General features: G+C 64.0%; 11 protein-coding genes. 6 read left to right on the top strand and 5 right to left on the bottom strand.

The annotated features are described in order from the left end of the window. Positions 1-338: 338 nt before the first annotated feature. Positions 339-701, bottom strand: a complete 363-nt coding sequence (locus ACIBG0_RS05050) for a winged helix-turn-helix transcriptional regulator (RefSeq protein ID WP_397029340.1) — start codon at positions 699-701, stop codon at positions 339-341. A 210-nt stretch (positions 702-911) separates the two neighbouring features. On the opposite strand from ACIBG0_RS05050, the gene ACIBG0_RS05055 reads away from it, so the two are divergent. From ACIBG0_RS05055 to ACIBG0_RS05065, 3 genes are all read left to right on the top strand, one after another. Then, the gene (locus tag ACIBG0_RS05055) at positions 912-1421 is read left to right on the top strand and encodes a hypothetical protein (RefSeq protein ID WP_397029342.1); all 510 of its coding nucleotides are present in this window, start codon (positions 912-914) and stop codon (positions 1419-1421) included. Between the two features lie 73 nt (positions 1422-1494). After that, a complete protein-coding gene (locus tag ACIBG0_RS05060) occupies positions 1495-3237 on the top strand; it encodes an acyl-CoA dehydrogenase (protein ID WP_397029344.1) in 1743 nt (580 codons plus the stop codon). Between the two features lie 157 nt (positions 3238-3394). Then, positions 3395-4948, top strand: a complete 1554-nt coding sequence (locus ACIBG0_RS05065; protein WP_397029346.1) for a succinic semialdehyde dehydrogenase — start codon at positions 3395-3397, stop codon at positions 4946-4948. 1408 nt (positions 4949-6356) lie between these two features. On the opposite strand, the gene ACIBG0_RS05070 is transcribed toward ACIBG0_RS05065, so the two are convergent. After that, complete coding sequence (locus ACIBG0_RS05070) at positions 6357-6830, bottom strand: winged helix-turn-helix transcriptional regulator (RefSeq protein ID WP_397029348.1); 474 nt, start codon at positions 6828-6830, stop codon at positions 6357-6359. Between the two features lie 9 nt (positions 6831-6839). Next, positions 6840-7619, bottom strand: a complete 780-nt coding sequence (locus ACIBG0_RS05075; RefSeq protein WP_397029350.1) for an alpha/beta fold hydrolase — start codon at positions 7617-7619, stop codon at positions 6840-6842. Positions 7620-8136: 517 nt separating this feature from the next. Between ACIBG0_RS05075 and ACIBG0_RS05080 the strand changes: the two genes are divergently transcribed. Continuing rightward, on the top strand, positions 8137-9111 hold the full coding sequence (locus ACIBG0_RS05080) for an NAD(P)H-binding protein (RefSeq protein ID WP_397029352.1): 975 nt from the start codon (positions 8137-8139) through the stop codon (positions 9109-9111). Between the two features lie 366 nt (positions 9112-9477). Here ACIBG0_RS05080 and ACIBG0_RS05085 read toward each other — a convergent pair whose 3' ends face one another. Both ACIBG0_RS05085 and ACIBG0_RS05090 read right to left on the bottom strand, forming a co-directional pair. Further along, positions 9478-10443, bottom strand: a complete 966-nt coding sequence (locus ACIBG0_RS05085) for a ketopantoate reductase family protein (RefSeq protein WP_397029354.1) — start codon at positions 10441-10443, stop codon at positions 9478-9480. Positions 10444-10457: 14 nt separating this feature from the next. Continuing rightward, the gene (locus ACIBG0_RS05090; protein WP_397029356.1) at positions 10458-12068 is read right to left on the bottom strand and encodes an MFS transporter; all 1611 of its coding nucleotides are present in this window, start codon (positions 12066-12068) and stop codon (positions 10458-10460) included. A 1023-nt stretch (positions 12069-13091) separates the two neighbouring features. Between ACIBG0_RS05090 and ACIBG0_RS05095 the strand changes: the two genes are divergently transcribed. Both ACIBG0_RS05095 and car read left to right on the top strand, forming a co-directional pair. Next, entirely contained in the window at positions 13092-14591 is a 1500-nt protein-coding gene (locus ACIBG0_RS05095; RefSeq protein WP_397029358.1) for an MFS transporter, read from the top strand. A 374-nt stretch (positions 14592-14965) separates the two neighbouring features. Further along, positions 14966-18472 carry a carboxylic acid reductase gene (gene car / locus ACIBG0_RS05100; protein ID WP_397029360.1) on the top strand — a complete coding sequence of 1169 codons (3507 nt, stop codon included), beginning with the start codon at positions 14966-14968 and terminating at the stop codon, positions 18470-18472. Positions 18473-18495 lie beyond the last annotated feature (23 nt).

The following is an 18495-nucleotide window of genomic DNA, read 5'->3' on the forward strand; positions in this document are numbered from 1 at the left end:
GCGAAGTGCATGAAGACGCTCCTTGAACGAGGGATATCCGCGTTGATGCGGCTCACCCTAAAGGCGTCGAAATGTCTCGGACAACGTTGCGACAGAATGAAAGCCGGGCCGCGATTCGTGCGGCGAGCACAAGTCTCCGACTGGGGCTGCGGTTCCGGGTCTCGGTCGAATCTGGTTGCGAAGGCAGGTCTTTACTCGAGCTCGTTGAGGCGGCTGCGGATGCTTCGTCGACGTGTCAGCCTCGAAGTGCGGGGCCCGAGCAGGGCGAGGGTGCAGAGCGCGACCATGTCGGGTCGGGCCGTTTCCGGGTCGGTGCCCTCTGACATCAGACCGAGTCCCTACAGACACAAGCCGATGACGGGCGCCCGCAGCCCCTCACCGAACTCTGTCAACACGTAGGCACCGCTGGCCGTCTTCGCCACGACGCCGACCCCTTGGAGCCGACGGAGCCGACTCGTCAGGCGGTTCGGTCCGGCGGCCTGCAGCTTCGCGCCAAGTTCGTTGAAGCGCTTGGGTCCGAGGAGCAACTCCCGAATGCGACAGCGCCTTTCGGCAAGGTTCCCGCCGACCGCGAGCCAGGAAGCTGACCTCGCTCTCCGCGGCGGCGAGTTGAGCGGCGCGGTATCCGCACGGCGTCGCCGTGATCGGCGGTGCAGGTCAAAGGGTGCGTCGTGCCGGAGAGTGCCGGGGCAGGCCCGCAACGATCAAAGTCGCCGGACTGCACGCCGCTCTACTTGTGTGCGACATCCTGGGGCCCTCGGTGTTGCCCGATTCATCGCCTCACTGACAGTAGCCAAAGCGCACTGGATGTGCTCGCAGCACATCGCGCAGGGCTGGGGAGGCCTTGTTGACCGACACCGGCCGTTTGTAGGTTGGCATCTCATCCCGAAGCGCGACCGAGGAGTTCGACGTTGACCACTGAGCGGGTGGCCCGCCGGGCGAAAGTCAGCCGGGTCACGGGCTACCGCCGCTTCTGGGACCGCCACGCTCTGGTGACCGCGAAGATGACGCGCGAAGGCCGCCGCATTATCGCGCGTGTCACGGAGTCCATGGCCAGTGCCCAGCCACCGAGCAGATCGTCGAGGCATTCGCCAGTGCGATCCGCATCGCACGAACCCGTCCTCTCCCGCACGGCTCTGCTGGAGTCTGGCGAGTTGATCGCCGCAGGTCTGGCCGACGACGCGGCACTGCTGCGGCTGGGCAGCACGCTGGTCGCCGACGGTGTGCAAGGCGAAGGCCGACTGCACCGCGCGCCACCTGGATCCCGACCGGGCCGCGAGAGCGTAGTACGCCTGTTCGCCGCATGCGTACTCCTCCCCGCGCTACGCCATCGACCTGAACACCGACGAATCGACCAGCGACTGCCTGCGCCGCGCTCTGGCTCCGATGATCACCGGCCAACCCACCCCGACCCACCGTGACCGCACGCGATGTGCGGGTGACCGCACGCGATGTGCGGACAATCCAGGACTCGACAGAAAGGACACACTGACGATGTCAGCATGCGACGAGTTGTTGCTCAATCCGGTGAAGTATGCCCCGGAGCATTTCGATCCAGAGACGCGGCGGCTGCTGCGCGCGACGATCGACTGGTTCGAACACCGCGGCAAGCAGCGGCTGACCCAGGATTATCACGACAAGGTCTTCTTTGCCGATTTTCTGGAGTTCGTCGACAAGGAGAGCCTGTTCGCGACGTTCCTGACCCCCGCGCGGGACGGCGCCGGCGATCCGGACAAGCGGTGGGACACCGCGCGGGTAGCGGCCCTCTCGGAGATCCTGGGCTTCTACGGTTTCAACTACTGGTATCCGTGGCAGGTCACCGTGCTCGGGTTGGGCCCGGTGTGGCAGAGCGGCAACGCCGCGGCCCGCGCCCGGGCGGCGCGCGCCCTTGCCGATGGCGGTGTCGCCGCGTTCGGCCTCTCTGAGAAGGAACATGGCGCCGACATCTACTCCACAGACATGGTCTTGACCCCCGACGGTGCCGGGGGGTACCGCGCAAGCGGGTCGAAGTACTACATCGGCAACGGTAACTGCGCCAGCATCGTGTCGGTGTTCGGGCGGCTGGCCGGAATCGAGGGCCCCGATCAATACGTGTTCTTCTACGCCGACTCCGGGCACCCGAACTTCCACGTGGACAAGAACATCGTCTCGGCGCAGATGTTCGTCGCCGAGTTCACCCTGCACGACTACCCGGTCACCGCGCAGGACATCCTGCACACCGGCCAGGATGCGTTCAACGCGGCGCTGAACACCGTTAACATCGGCAAGTTCAACCTGTGCTTCGGCGGTATCGGCACGGCGACCCACGCGCTGTACGAGACGATCACCCACGCGCACAACCGGATTCTGTACGGGCACCCCGTCACCGACTTCCCGCACGTACGCCGCCAGTTCGTCGACGCCTACGCCCGACTCATCGGGATGCGGCTGTTCGCCGACCGCGCGGTGGACTACTTCCGCACCGCGAACCCCGACGATCGCCGGTACCTGCTGTTCAACCCGATCACCAAGATGAAGGTGACCAGCGAGGCGCAGAAGGTGGTCGCGCTGCTATCAGAGATCGTGGCCGCCAAGGGTTTCGAGAAGGACCAGTATCTGCTGCTCGCGAAGATAGACGTTGACGGGCTGCCCAAGCTCGAGGGAACCGTCGCGGTGAACCTGGCGCTGATCGCGAAGTTCATGCCCGCCTACCTGTTCGACCCACAGCCCTACCCGCCAGTGCCCACCCGGCTCGATGCCGCCGACGACGAGTTCCTGTTTCGCCAGGGACCCGCCCGCGGACTGGCGACGGTCCGGTTCCACGACTGGCGCGCGGTATACGCCGCATCGGCCGCTATCCCGAACGTGGCCCGCTTCACTGCACAGGCCGAACACCTGGTCACTTTGCTCAGCGAGGCCGCCCCGAATGCCGCCCAGCAGGGCGATCTCGACTTCGGGCTCGCCCTGACCGAACTGTTCACGCTGGTCGTGTACGGGCAGCTGATCCTGGAACAAGCCGAGATCGTCGGCGTCGACGCCGACCTAGTGGACCAGATTTTCGACGTACTGGTCCGCGACTTCAACGCTGCGGCAGTCGGATTGCACGACAAACCCTCCACAACCGAGGCCCAGCAGCAGCTCATTCTGGCAGCAATCGGCAGACCCGTCGTTGACGCGGAGCGGTTCGACCTCATCTGGCAGCGTGTCGTCGCGCTGTCCGGCGCCTACGAGATGAACCAAGGACCCCACCATGGCTGAGCACGCGTCTCGCGGCGCCGCGCACCCAGCCGAAGGTTATGGCAGACGTCCGAGGAATGACCGGAACCGTGCGAACCAATTGGTCCCGAACGGCGCCCTCACCGCATTCCCCAGCCGCTCGGCATACACCCAACCCACCAGCCCGTAGGGGGTACATATGCCTGCTCCGTCCACCGCCACGTTCATGCGGCTCGCCGACCTGATCGCCATCCCGGACGCAGTCACTCGTCCGACCCGGCCGGTGATCGAAGCGTTCACCGGAAAGCAATTGGCCACCGTGCCGGTCGGAACCACGCAGGACGCCAAGGACGCAATCACCCGCGCCCGGGTCGCACAGAAGAACTGGGCCGACCGTCCGGTTGTGGAGCGGTCCGCCATATTCCACCGCTACCGCGACTTGGTGCTGCAAAATCGCGGTGACCTGATGGACATGGCGCAGGCCGAGACCGGGAAGTCGCGCGCCGCCGCCCAGGAAGAGGTCCTCGACATTGCCTTGACTGCCCGGCACTATGCACGCGTCGCGCCAAAGCTGTTGCGGCCGAAGCGCGTAGCCGGAATGCTGCCCGGCCTGACCAAGACGGTGGTGCGGTACCAGCCCAAGGGCGTCGTCGGGGTGATCTCGCCGTGGAACTACCCGATGACGCTCGCGGTATCGGACGCCATCGCGGCACTTCTCGCCGGCAACGCCGTGGTCCTCAAACCTGACAGCCAGACCCCGTACTGCGCGCTGGCGTGCGTCGAGCTGCTCTACCAGGCAGGCCTCCCGCAGGATCTGTTCGCGGTGGTCCCTGGGCCAGGTTCGGTGGTGGGCACTGCACTGGTCGAGAACTCCGACTTTGTGATGTTCACCGGGTCCACGGCCACCGGTCGGCTGCTTGCCGAACAGGCCGGCGCCCGTCTCATCGGCTTCTCCGCTGAACTGGGTGGCAAGAACCCGATGATCGTGATGGCCGGGGCCGATCTGCGCGAGGTGACCGACGCCGCCGTGCGCGCCTGCTACTCCAACTCCGGCCAGCTGTGCGTCTCCATCGAACGTATCTACGTCGAACAGTCCATCGCGCCCGAGTTCACCCGCATCTTCGGGGAACGGGTCGCCGCGATGACGCTGGGTGCTGACTACGAATTCGGCATCGAGATGGGTAGCCTCGTATCGGAGGAGCAGGTCAAAGCCGTGGCTCGTCACGTCGACGACGCCGTGGCCAAGGGTGCCACCGTGATCGCCGGCGGCAAGGTCCGCCCCGATCTCGGCCCGTTGTTCTACGAGCCGACCGTTCTCACCGACGTTCCCGCCAACGCCGAATGCTACCGCGACGAGACCTTCGGCCCGCTCGTCTCGATCTACCCGGTCGCAGGCGTCGAGGAGGCCGTCGAGCGGGCCAACGACACCGAGTATGGCCTGAATGCCAGCGTGTGGGCGGCCACTAAGAACGAGGGTGAGGCGATCGCGGCCCGGATCCACGCCGGCACCGTCAATGTCGACGAAGGCTACGGCCCCACCTGGGGTAGCACCGGCGCGCCGATGGGCGGCATGGGAACCTCGGGCGTCGGGCGCCGCCACGGCCCTGAAGGCCTCACCAAATACACCGAACCGCAGACCATCGCCACCACCCGCGTCCTGAACCTCGGCGGCCCACGCGGCGTGCCGCAGAAGCTGTGGGCGAAGATCCTGCCGCCTTTCGTCAAAGCCCTGCAATGGATCCCAGGCCGCTGAGACCTTGGCGCCGATTACGGGTACCGAGAACCGATGACATCCAATGAACTGAGCGAGCCCCCCACCACCGCGCTGCGCACGGTCGCCCGACTGGCCCTCTCTGGTGTGCTCGTCCTCGCCGGACCGAGCCACCTCTTCGGGGCCGTGAGGACTTCCAGGCACAAGTGCCCAGATCGATACCCTTGACCCTGACGGCGTCCTCATGGCCTCCGCCGGGGTGGAGATCATGCTCGGTGCGGGCCTGGCGGTCCTGACCCGCGACCGGGTGCAAATCGGACGGATCATCGCCGCATTCTTCATCGTAGTGTTCCCGGGAAACATCGCCCAATACCGCAACAAGCCGGGATGCATTCGTCCTCAACACCGACCGTCGCCGGTTCATCCGCCTAGATCAGCGTGAGGACGGCTGCGGATGCGGGCAGCACTCCCGCTACCAAGCAGCCGGTAGCGACCCATCAACGAAACCATTGCAGGCGCGCTTGGCGATCTCGCGTGGGACGGCGCTAAAGAGCGGGCTGCGCTGCTGCTGTTCTCGATGCGCAAAGGAGTCTGACGACCGCAGCACGCACCGTGGGATCCACGAAAGCACGGTTCCGCAAAGGTGCGTCGTGCCGGAGAGTGCCGGGGTCGGCCCGCAACGATCAAAGTCGCCGAACCGCACGCCGCTTTACTTGTGTGCGACGTGCTAGGGGCCTCAGTGTTGCCCGATTCATCGCCTCTCACTGACAGGAGCTCAAGCGCACTGGATGTGCTCGCAGCACACCGCGCAGGACTGGGAGGTTCTTGTTGACCGACACCGGCCGTTTGTAGGTTGGCATCTCATCCCGAAGCGCCACCGAAGAGTCCGATGTTGACCACGACTCAACACTCCCGCCCCCAGCAGCGGCCTCGCACGCCTTGCCTGATCCGGGCGAGCAGGTTGCCGCACGTGCGATCGCCGAGTTCGCGCTCGAGGGCTGCTTCGGCACCTCTACCGAGGCGATTGCCAAGCGTGTCGGCGTCACGTAGCCGTACCTCTTCCGACTCTTGCCCGGGCAAGAAGGCGATCGTCGCCGCCTTGACACGGAGCATGGAAGACCCCGCCAGGCTTGCGAGAACGTGGCCAAGGGGTGAAGGGGCGCGAGTGGGCCCTCCCACGCGATGGGCAGCCCAATGGCGATCGCTTTCAGTGACTGACCGTCCTGGGATCGGCTGTCCCGGACCTCGTCGACCTGATGGCGCCGTGTTAGCGACCAGTGCCTCCAAACCTGCCGACGAATGGAAAGACCCTGACGGGAGCGCAAGCACTGCGGTGAACTTCGAGTGCGTCGATATTCTCGTCGTCGCTGCCGGCCTGACCGGCATCGGCATGGGGCGAGGAGACCGGACGGCATCACCCGGTCTCCCCCATCAGATAGTTACGTGCGCGCTAACCGGCAGCGATGGGATCTGCTCGTAGTCCGGGTCCCGGCTGCAGTTCCACGTCGGTGTCGGCAACAGTCGCGCCGCACTGCTCGCAGACCAGCTCGGCGTGCAGCTGACCGCCGCATGCATTGTGCCGGGTCAGCCGCGGTAAGCCGTCCGGCCCCGCCAAGTGTCGGTCACCCCAATGCATGAGCCCGACCACCGGCGTGCAGAGCTCGAGGCCGACTGCTGTTAGCCGGTACTCGAAGCGAGGCGGGCGCTGCTGATACTCGATGCGTTCCAGGACGCCCGCCTCGACCAACCGCTTGAGCCGGTCAGTGAGCACGTTGCGGGCGATGCCCAGGCTGCGCTGGAACTCGTCGAAGCGACTCAGGCCGAGCATCGCGTCGCGGACTATCAGCAGTGTCCATCGCTCGCCGAGAACTTCGAGCGTAGAAGCGATCGAGCACACCTGGCCGTCGTACGTGCGGTTGAGCATCCGCCGATTCTACGACGGTACGGTTGCGTGACGATACTCGGCAGTCATGAGGTCCGCGACCAGTTCGGGCTCGTCTACTTGGACGTAGTGTCCAGAGTTTTCGATCAGATGCAGGTTGTTGTTGGGAAACTGTCCAGCGAACCGTTTCGCCAACCGCGGATTGAGGAAAGGGTCGCTCACGCCGAAGATGATCCGTACAGGACGGTGGAAGTGCTCGAGCTGGCGGGCTTTCAGCCGCCGGGAAGCCAGTTGGCCGAGCATGCCGGAGGTGTGCCGCCAGAACGCCGGCCGTGAGGCGTGAAACTGTTCGAACAGCTGTGGGACGAGTTCGGCGCGTACGTCGCCGTCACGGATGAATGAGCCCACCTGGTAGTGGAACAGGCGCTGCTCGAGGTCCGGGCGCATCGCCGACAGCTTACGAGCGATCGCATTGATCCCCGGGGTCGAGTACAGCACGATGGCATGTGGCCGTCGAAGCCCAATCGTCCATTCGTAGTAGGTGTTGAGCAGCACGAGCTCCTCGACCCGCTCCGGATTCCGCAGAGCCCAGTCGATGGCCGGCGGACCGGACGCGTCGTGCGCGACCAGGACCACTCGTTCGTCCGGCAAGCTGTTCACCACCGCGTCGATATCCCCCACCTGATTGGTCGCGGTGTATGGGTAGCCGGCCGGCTTATCTGATTCCCCCCACCCGAGGAAGTCGAACCGCACCACGCGACGGCGACCGACAAGGTGCGGCATGAGGCGATCGTAGAGACGCATGCTGTCGGGAAAGCCATGCATGAGCACCAGTGGTGCTCCTGGCCCGTCCGTAACCTCAGCGTGTATCCGGTGCTGTCCTCGCCGGACTGAGAGCGGTTGGGTCGTCGTATCCATCTGGGTTTACTCCACATCGAGTTAAGTTTTTTCATGCAACTCGGTGACCTTAACATGAGTTGTGAAGAAACCAACCGTTGCAATTTGCCAAGTGAAGAGGACAATGCGCTGCCGGCAGCGGCAGAGTCCATCGCCCGGCCGCGGTCGCATCCCCCACTTCGAGAAGGCCGGTGCTGCGGGTATCCGGACTCGCAATCTGGCGGGTCCATCGCCCTCCTTCCTCGATGTGGCTGGCGTGGCATGACGCACCGCCTTCTTCGAGTGCCAGGTAAGTTGCATCAGAAAACTGAGCGGTTTAAGGTCGGTGAACCCGATCGGTTTTCAGTGAGAGTCACGGAACCTGCGACGTCGAGTTGATGTCGGCGTTGTCGACCAGGAGCGGTGCGGGTGGATCGACGTCCTACCCCAACCAGTCAGAGGAGACATACCAATGCCAGAGCGCAATCCCATCCTGATCACCGGCGCCGCCGGCGAAGTCGGTGGTGTGAGCAGAACGATGGTCGATATGCTGCTCGAGCAGGGTTACCCTGTGCGCGCGTTCGTGCGACGAGACGACGATCGCGCGCACTCGCTGCGCCAGGCCGGGGCCAAGATCTTCGTCGGCGACCGACTCAACATCGCCGACGTGACGGCTGCTCTGAAGGGCTGCCGGCGTATCTACTTCAGCATGAGCCTGTCGCCGTACTACACGGACGCCGTCGCTCTTATGGCCGCTGCGGCACGGGCCCAGGGCGACATCGAGGTCTTCGTCAATATCTCCGAGTACGAGCAGTCGTTCATGACGTTCGAGAAGATGACCGCGCCGGAGGAAGAACGGCGTGCGTGGCTCGGCGGACTCATCGCAGACTGGTCGCCGCAGCAGCGGGCGCACTGGGTCGCCGAGCAGGTGCTGGACTGGTCCGGCGTCCCGACCGTCAACGTGCGAGCGGCCATGTTCGTCGAGAACCCCATCTTGACCTGGCTTGCGCTGGCCCCATTGGGCAATGGTGAACTGCGCCTGCCCTTCGGCCACCAGCGGCTGGCGCCCCTCGCCGGCTACGACGTGGCGGAGGTGTGCGTGAAGATCCTCGTCGATCCGGCACCGCACCTCTCGAAGTCCTACGACCTCACCGGTCCGGAGCTGAAGGACATGCACGGGTTCGCACAGGACTACGCCGCCGCGCTGGGACGCCAGGTCACCTACGTTCCCGAAGACGTCGAAACCTGGAACGAGACCTACGTGGATAGTGCCTTGGCCGAGTTACCGCACACAGCGGAGCACCTCAAGACCCTGACCCGGCTGATGGGCGGCGGCGGGTACCGCGGCGTCACCGACCAGCTGGAAACCCTGCTCGGGCGTCGACCGAAGACCGTGCGGTGGGCGCTGGAGAACAATCCGCGCCTGCAGAAAGTGGCGGCTGGCTGAGCCGCCGAGGAAGGCGAGACAAGGCACTTTTATCCGGACTCGGCGAGCGCCAAGGCCCTGCCGTAACGACATCCTTGAACAGCAGAGGTGGAATATGGTCGTGAGCGCCACGGAATCCCGTTTGCGCTGGCCATCGGGGTGTCTGCCGTCCGCGCTGTCCAGGTTATTCCACCCGCCTCCGCGGACACCGCTGTTCGGTGGGAAAGCTCGGTTGTCCGTTTCAGAGTTGGATAGCGTCAAATCCTTTGCACTGCAAAGTATCTCACGTGTCGATGTCTCGGAGGGGCACTTGACCACTATGCACACGTCTTCTATCAGCGGAAACAGTTCGGAATAATGGACACCGGACTGGCCGAGCGGGCGCTCCTACGGGTGATGGTCCTCGGGTAGTCCGCGATGTACGGATATCGTTGCGGAGGCCAGGGTCGTGGCATGTACACGAAGCCGGACCGTCGCCGCACGCAAGAGCGGGGTCTGGAGCTCCAGCCGGTCAGCGGTCGTAAGGAGATCGCCGAGGATCGTCTCGACCTCAGTGCCTCTTCCGTCGACGAAGTCTCGGTACAGGGAGGTTGTGAACGGCGAGCCGGACATGGTGAGCATATTGGTCACGCGTGACATTGCTTCGGCGCGGATGGGGTGGCCGGATCGCTCGAATACTGCGGCGATTTCGGCGATGGTCGCGGTGATCGCCGCCCTACCGTCGTCTTCGGCGACGATCCGGCCAACCGGTCCGCCGAGCAGGACGGTCGTGGTTGCGCCGGCGGCCATGAAGAACCATTTCTCCCACATGTCCTGCTCGATCGTCGATGAGATGGCGTGGTCGATCTCGGCGGCCGAGAGTTCCGCTGCGATCCGGTCCAGCATCGGGGTGCGGTTTCCGTCGAGCTCGCCGTATGTGATGTGCGCACCGGGGGCGAGCATCAGAATCCGCCCTCGCGCGTCCAGTTGAGTTGCGACGAGACCAACGCCGCCAAGGGCTGCCCGTCCACCGAAGCGCTCGCGAATTGTTTCGATGTGACGAATGCCGTTGAGCAGCGGAAGGATCCTCGTGTGCTCCGCCACGGCCTGCGCGATATCGTCCAGAGCTGGCACAAGCGCGTCTGCCTTCACCGCCAGCAGCACCAGATCGTAGGGGTCGGTGAGTTCAGCGGCTGTCAGCGCACGAACCCGCGTGGTCGTGGCCCCTTGCGGTCGCATGAGAGTCAATCCATGCGTTCGGAGCTGAGCGACGCGCTGGCCGCGTGCCAGAAAGTTTACGTCGCGCCCAGCGGCGACGAGTTCAGCGCCGAAATATCCGCCTACCGCGCCGACGCCGACGATAAGGATTCGCATGGGTCGCTTCTCTCCTAAGGCGCGAAAGACTTTCCGGTCCCAGGAAGGACAGTCTTCGCGGTATCAATGTTCGTTGGTTCGGCCGGCCGGTGGCGGATGAACAACACGGTGGGAATCACGATGGCGGCAATTATGGTGGCGGTGACCAGGGCGCTCAGGTGGGATGCGTCTGTGAAGGCCCGTCGGGCGCTGTCTGCGACGAGTGATGCGAGTTCTGTTGGGAGACGGGCGGAATCGTGGTTGCCGCGCTGTGCCGCGTCCACCACGGAGTCGATCGTCTGCTGCGGGAGATGGTGCTCGGTCAGCCGCTCGCCGAGTCCGTCGCCAAATTTGGTGGTCAGGATGGTTCCGGTCACGCTGGCGCCGAGCACGTTTCCGAGTTGCCGGAACATGTTGACCATCGCGCTGGCCATCCCTGCCTGGGACCGGTGGACGCTGATGACCGCGGCTGCGGTGGAGGGGGCTACGAGCAGTCCGGTCCCGATGCCGACAATGATGAGACCCGGCCACAGCCGGGAAGAATCCGGCCCCGCCTCGATCGCGCGCAGCGCGAAAATCCCTGCCGCCATGACGATCAAGCCGCCCGTCAATATGACCTTGAAACCGATCCTGTGCGCGATTTTGCCGGCGAGGGCGCTGATGAGGATGAATGGCACGAACATGGCGAGGGCGCGGACACCCGCGCCGAGCGGGGTGACACCCTGGACGTGCTGGCAGTAGAGGACCACGAGCAGTGATGTGCCGGTGAAGCCGAACATAGTGGTCGCGGCCACGGCCATGACCATGGTGAATGAACTCGATCGGAAGAGCTTGATGTCGATCATCGGATCGTGGTGCCGAGACTCGTACCAGGCGAAGATTACCAGCGAGACCACGAAAACGGCGTAGGCGCAAAGGATTCCAGTCGAGAAGTAGCCGAGTGTCTTGCCCTCGATAATGGCGAAAGCCAATGAGGCGACAGCGATCGTGCCCAGCATGAGGCCCACGGGGTCGAGCTTGCGGTCTGGTTGGCGACTCGCGGGCACGAAGAGAACGGCGCCGAGGAAAGCGATGACTCCGAGCACCATGTTGGTGACAAAGATCGAGTGCCAGGAATAGTGCTCCAGCAGCACGCCGGTCACGATCGGCCCGATAGCCAAGCCGAGGCCCGAGCTGCCCGCCCAGATGCTGACGGCCTCGGTGCGCTCGCGTGGGTCGGCGAACGTGTGTGCCAGCACCGCCAGGCTGCTGGGCAGGATGGCCGCACCGCCGATACCAATGATCGCCTGGCCGACGATCAGCAATGCTGTGTCGTTCGCAGCGAAGGCGACGACGCTCCCGCCGGTGAAGAGCGCGGCGCCGACCATGAAGACGACGCTGCGGCCCACGATATCGGCCAGTGTGCCGGCCGCCAGAATCAGGCTTGCGACGACGAGGCTGTAAGTACTTGTGATCCATACAGTTTCAGTCGGTGACGCGTGCAGCTCGTCCTGGATCCGGGCTAGGCCGGTGATCGTCGAGGACACGTTGACGAAGGCCGTCATCGAGCCCACGCAGAGCACCGCCAGCGTGAACCAGCGTCTGACGTTCTGGCTCGATCGCGGCTCCTGCCTTCGTTCGACAAGGAGCTCGATTTCTTCAACCACGGGTGTTCCTTTGCTCGAACTTCGGAGGAACGAAGTCGGGTGTCGACGTTAGCACAGCTGACTATGGTATAGAATAGTCAGGGTGGTTGTGTTGTGTGATCATGACGCTAAGTCCGCGCCCCGCAGTCCATGTGGGACGCGACTGCCAGATCCGAGTACGCGTCAGCCTCTTCTTCGCGGTGGACACTTCCTTCGTTGCCCGGCTTGTTGCGGGCATTGCAATTACAAGGGATTGCTAGCTATGGTCTACCATAGTTAGCAGTGTGGTCCTAGATGCCTGCGCCAAGTCGCTGCTCGACGTCACCCGCGTCACCCGATCAATGGTCGCCCGTCCACCGCGTGCGGCTTCGATGTCCCGCCGAGGAGATGAGTGCATGATCCCTGCCGACGAAACCTCCGACGGCACTTGGCTCTACATTGCGACGCGGGTTCCAACGGCTGCGCGACATCGCCCTGATTCCTCCTCGCACGATTCCCGCGTTCCGGCCCGCTTGCACCGGCGGCGACGGTCATCGAGATCTCCGAGGCTGGCCACTTCACTCCCGAGAACGCACCCGAAATCGTTCTTGTCCTACTTCAACTCTTTCTTCAGGCATTCGCTCGTGTCTGATTGTGATCTCCGCTGATGGGTGTTGTATCGGCAAGGCCCGACAATTTTGTCGCACCACGTCCCGGAAAAGAATCACCCGGATTCATACCGCCACCGAGGCGATGGCCATCGCGGTCGAATTCGAGCCTGAAGGTGAAGTAGTCGACGGACCGATCTCGCATATATCGATCCCGGGTCGCCAGGATAAAGGTTGTATCTGATTGGTCCGCTGATCGAGATCAGCGCGGCTTCTAATAGTCATGCCCTATTCGTAAAATGTAAAACGTCGGATGATTTATAGCGGTGACATGTTTCACAGATATATACCACTGCGGAAGGGGATTAAATTGAAGTCGATTTATCGGTTATGGGGATGGCGGACTCAGTAATCAGAGTTGGCATTTCCGAATCCAGAATCGAGACAAAGGGCGGCAATGACTTCCACATTCGACCTCGGTGCACCCGCCACCGAGAAAACAGACCCGGGCCGCCGCGGCTCGCATGCCGCGCGCTGGTGGGTGCTCGTCGTACTGGGCGTGGCACAGCTCATGGTCACCCTCGACGCTACCGTCGTGAACATCGCGCTGCCCGCAGCGCAACAGGACCTCGGTTTCAGCGACGGCAACCGGCAGTGGGTCATCACCGGTTATGCGCTGGCATTCGGCAGCCTGCTGCTGCTCGGTGGCCGACTCGGTGACCTGTTCGGCCGACGTACCACCTTCGTGATCGGCCTGATCGGTTTCGCGGGCGCATCCGTCGTCGGTGGCGCGGCCAACAGCTTCGAAATCCTCGTCGCGGCACGTGTCGGCCAGGGCGTCTTCGGTGCACTGCTTGCGCCCGCCGCGCTCTCGCTGCTCACCGTGACCTTCACCGAACCCTCGGAAAGGGCCAAGGCCTTCGGCATTTTCAGTGCGTTGTCCGGTGCGGGCGCCGCGACCGGGCTGCTGCTGGGCGGCATGCTCACCGAATGGGCGTCGTGGCGCTGGGTGATGTTCGTGAACGTCGGCTTCGCCGCCGTCGCCTTGGTCGGTGCGGTGCTGCTGTTGGCCAAGCATGTGGCTGCCGAGCGGCCCGAGATCGACATTCCGGGCACCCTCGTGGTGAGCGCCGCGCTGTTCGCCGTCGTCTACGGATTCGCGCACGCCGAATCAACCAGCTGGACCAACCCGGTCACCCTCGGTTGCCTGATCGGCGGCGTGGTACTGCTCGCGGTTTTCGTATGGCTGGAGGCGCGGGTCGCGCATCCGCTGCTGCCGCTGCGACTCGTGTTGGATCGCACCCGCGGTGGTTCGTTCCTGGCGGTGTTCGTCATGGGCATGGGGATGTTTTCGATCTTCCTTTTCCTGACCTACTACTTGGCGGTCAGTTTGGGCTACTCGCCCATCGAGGCCGGTTTGGCATTCCTGCCGATGGTCGCGGGCATCGTTCTCGCGTCAACCACCGTGCCCTCGCTGCTGCTCCCCAGGATCGGTCCGAAGATCGTGATCAGCACTAGTTTCCTGGTCTCCGCAGCCGGTATGGCCTGGCTGACCCAGCTCGAGCTGGGCAGCAGCTTCGTCACCGGCGTCCTGCCCGGACTGGTCCTGCTGGGTATCGGCCTCGGTGGCGTGATGACCACCGCGTTCCAGGGCGCGACCGCGGGCATACACCACGAGGACGCTGGTGTCGCCTCGGCGCTGATCAACACCAGCCAGCAGGTGGGTGGCTCGATCAGCACGGCGCTATTGACCACCGTTGCCACATCGGCGATGACCGACTACCTGACCTCACACCAGCCTGGCCCGCTGACCGTGGCGCAGGCCCACGTCGCGAGCTACACGGCCACCTTTACCTGGGGCACCGGGATATTCGTGGCTGGTGCGGTGATCGCGGCTTTCCTGGTGCCGAATGCGGCTCTGGCACCGTCGGAGGGCGAGCCCGTGATTGCGCACTGAACTGTTCGTCGGTGCATATGTGCTGACGACCGGGGCGGTCCCATACCGATAATTGGCGCATTTCTTCTATGACGTATCGGTCGCCCATTCGTACCGTTTAGGCGAGTCGGGAAGGAGTTCCGAACACCACGGGGACTTCGAGGCGGTGTCTCTGACTTACCCCTCCCAAGTTCGCGCCACCGATGCAAATCCCGGCCCCGGTGGTGCGTCGTGCCGTCACCGCGCTTGCCCGACCGTCCTCGCGCGGTGACGGCACATCCTCAGCGACTCGCCCATTCGGCGCGCGAAGAGAAGGACCCGCAGAAGACCTACTCAGGCGAAAAGGCGTGCGGTGCCGGGGCGCGGTATTCGCCGACCGGAAGCAGGGAGATCGAGTGCAGTCCGAGGCAGAGCGACAAGCGAAATTGGAACGTCGGGTTCGAGATCTGGTCGCATCCGATGCGCAGATTCGAGCGGCGGTTCCGGACGAGGAGTTGACTGAGGTGCTGCGCGGCCGGGATATACCGCTCGCGCAGACCGTCGCCACAATCATGACCGGCTACGCCGACCGGCCGGCACTGGGACAGCGTGCCGTCGAATTGATCACCGACGACGATGGGCGGCGTCGTGCCCGGGTGTTGCCCAGGTTCGACACCCTCACTTACCGCGAGCTGTGGCAGCGAGTAGGTGCGGTGGCATCGGTGTGGCACCGCGATGCCGAGCACCCGGTGCGGGCTGGCGATATCGTCGCCACCCTCGGATTCACCAGCATCGACTACACGACCGTCGACCTAGCGTGCACCTATATGGGCATGGTGTCCGTGCCATTGCAGGCAGGATCAGCGCTGGCGCAGTTGACCTCGATTGTCGCCGAAACCGGGCCACGCGTGATTGCCGCCGACGCCGAGCAGCTCAATGCCGCAGTCGATTTGGTGCTGGCGTCCGATACCGTGCGCCGGCTCGTCGTTTTCGACTTCCACGCCGAAGACGACGATCATCGGGCCGCGCTCGATGCGGCACAGGGCCGGTTGACCGAAACCCTGGTGCGGGTCGAAACGTTGGCTTCAGTGCTCGCGCGCGGACGGGAGCTCCCGCCCGCACCGCTGCACACCACACCGGATCCGGATGCGCTGGCGTTATTGCTCTACACCTCCGGCAGCACCGGAAGCCCCAAGGGCGCCATGTACTCCCATCGGCTGGTGGCCGACATTTGGCGCCGGCGCAGCGGCCCTGCGCTGCCCATGGTCGGGTTGAGTTATACGCCGATGAGCCATATCGTCGGCCGGCAGTCCATGATCATGAGTCTGGCCCTCGGCGGCACGGTGTACTTCGCGGCCCGCAGCGATATGTCGACACTCTTGGAAGACATCGCGCTGGTACGTCCTACGCTCCTGTTTTTCGTTCCGCGAGTGTGCGACATGGTGTTTCAGCGATTCCAGAGCGAAACCGATCGACGGGTGACCGCCGGCGGCGACCGCGCCCGAGTCGAGCAGGACGTCAAAGCCGAGCTGCGCGAAAACTTCCTGGGTGGTCGGTTCCTTCTCGCTCTGGTTGTCAGCGCGCCACTGTCGGCCGGTATGCGCGAGTTCATGGAGTCAGTGCTCGGCACCGAACTGATCGATGGATACGGCGCCACTGAGACGGCCGGCGGGATGATGATGGACAACCGGTTGCAACGGCCGCCGATTCTCGACTACAAACTCATCGACGTACCCGAGCTCGGATACTTCGTCAGTGACAAGCCCTATCCGCGAGGTGAGCTGCTGATCAAGTCGCAGGCCCTGATTTCCGGCTATTACAAGCGACCCGAGTTGAATGCCGAGATTTTCGACGCCGACGGGTTCTATCGCACCGGTGACGTCATGGCCGAACTCGAACCGGACCGACTTGTGTATATCGACCGTCGCAACAATGTGCTCAAGCTGTCGCAGGGCGAATTCGTGGCGGTAGCGAAACTGGAGGCCGTCTACGCCGGCAGTCCGCTGATTCGCCAGATCTACGTCTACGGCTCGAGCGAGCGCGCCTATCTGCTCGCGGTGATCGTCCCGACTGTCGACGCGGTTGCCGCGTACCCCGACCGGGCCGATCTGAAGGCCGCAATCAATGAGTCGTTACGGCAGGTCGCGAAGGCAGCCGAGCTCAGCTCCGTCGAGATTCCGCGTGACTTCCTGCTCGAGATCGACCCGTTCACCATCGACGACGGTCTCCTTTCCGGAATCGGAAAACTATTGCGGCCCAAGGTGAAAGCCCGCTATGGCCAGCGTCTGGAGGAGCTGTACGGCCAGCTGGAGCTCGAGCAGGCCGACGAACTGCTCACGTTGCGGCGCGCCGCTCAGGACCTCCCGGTGCTGGATGTCGTGCGCCGCGCCGTGCGGGCACTGCTCGGTCCCGCGGAGTCGGAGTTGCATTCGGACGCGCATTTCACCGACTTCGGCGGGGATTCGCTGTCGGCGCTGTCGTTTTCGACGCTATTGCGAGAGACTTTCGGCGTCGAAGTTTCTGTGGGCGTGATAGTCAGCTCCGCCAATACCTTAGCGGTGCTGGCGGAGTACATCGAGGCCGAACGTAACTCGACCAGGAAGCGGCCGACGCCGGAGTCGGTGCACGGGACCAACGCCGATATCCACGCGGCGGACTTGTCGCTGGAAAAGTTCATCGACGAGACGACTTTGGCCGCAGCGGGGGAGTTGCCACCGACTGCCCAGCCGCCCCGGACGGTGCTCCTGACGGGTGCCAACGGCTATCTGGGCCGGTTCCTCTGTTTGGAGTGGCTGCAAAGGCTGTCGGAACAGGGCGCGAAACTGATCTGCCTGGTGCGCGGCCGGGACACTGCCGACGCTCAGCGCCGTCTCGACGAGGTCTTCGACAGCGGTGACCCGGAGCTCTTGCACCACTATCGCGCCCTCGCCGAGGGCACCCTCGAAGTCCTGGCAGGTGATATCGGCGAACCGAATCTCGGTCTGAGCGAATCGGATTGGCGGCGACTGGCGGCGTCGGTCGACATGGTTGTGCATCCAGCGGCGTTGGTCAACCACGTGCTGCCCTACGAGCAGTTGTTCGGTCCGAATGTGGTCGGTACGGCGGAGGTGATTCGGCTGGCGCTCACTGCGCGACTCAAGCCGATCACGTATCTGTCGACGGTCAGTGTCAAGGATCAGATTGATCCCGCGGTCTTCGCGGAAGACGGTGATATTCGCGCGATGAGCGCCGTGCGGCGGCTGGGTGACGGGTACGCGAACGGCTACGGCAACAGCAAATGGGCGGGGGAGGTGTTGCTGCGGCAGGCACACGACCTGTGCGGTTTACCGGTGACGGTGTTCCGATCCGATATGATCCTGGCGCACAGTCGGTTTGCCGGGCAGTTGAATGTCGCGGACATGTTCACGCGGTTGCTGCTGAGCCTGCTCGCGACGGGCGTGGCGCCGAAGTCGTTCTACGAGACCGACATCGACGGTAACCGGCAACGCGCCCATTACGACGGTTTGCCTGCCGATTTCACCGCCCAGGCCATCACCGCACTCGGCGGCCGGGCCACGTCCGGGTTCGAGACGTTCGATGTGCGCAACGCACACGACGACGACGGTATCTCCCTCGACGAATTAATCGACTGGCTCATCGAATCCGGGTGCCGGATCGACAGAATCGACGATTACGACGAGTGGTTCTCTCGTTTCGAGACCGCCCTGCGAGCGTTGCCCGAGCAGCAGCGGAAACATTCGGTGCTCCCGTTGCTGCACGCCTATCGGCAACCGGGCTCGCCGAGCCGTGGCGTGGTACCGGTCGGCAAGTTCCAGGCCGCCGTGCGGGCCGGGCACCTGGGTGTCGACAACGACATCCCACACCTGACTCCGGCGCTGGTCGCAAAGTACGTCAGCGATCTGGAGATGCGAAAACTGTTGTAGGCCGAGAAATTGGGGTCGGTAGC

Source organism: Nocardia sp. NPDC050630 (assembly GCF_044457245.1).
GTDB lineage: Bacteria > Actinomycetota > Actinomycetes > Mycobacteriales > Mycobacteriaceae > Nocardia.